Genomic DNA, 290 nt, shown 5'->3' with positions numbered 1-290 from the left:
GTCGTACACCGCGCTCTAATTTGGCAACCTATACTGGCTTGTTTGATGATGTGCGGAAGATTTTTGCGGTGACTAAGCAAGCAAAAGAAAAAGGCTATGATGCTGGCAGGTTCTCCTTTAACACCACAAAAGGCCGCTGCCCAAATTGCGAAGGTTTAGGGTTTGTCAGTGTTGAGCTGTTGTTTCTGCCCAGTGTCTATGCACCTTGTCAGGTATGTCATGGGCAACGCTATGACGAGGATACGCTGGCAATCACTTATCGAGATAAAAACATCGCTGAAGTATTAAAC

The 290-nt window shown here is 45.9% G+C and carries 1 pseudogene; it reads left to right on the top strand.

From position 1 onward, the window contains the following. Window positions 1-290 (top strand): annotated as a pseudogene (locus AAEZ18_RS18580) (excinuclease ABC subunit A); the annotation flags it as partial.

The organism is Pseudoalteromonas sp. 19-MNA-CIBAN-0066 (assembly GCF_040308705.1).
GTDB classification, from domain to species: domain Bacteria; phylum Pseudomonadota; class Gammaproteobacteria; order Enterobacterales; family Alteromonadaceae; genus Pseudoalteromonas; species Pseudoalteromonas nigrifaciens.
The sequence above is the reverse complement of the archived record's forward strand: the minus strand, read 5'-3'. Positions and strand labels throughout refer to the sequence as shown.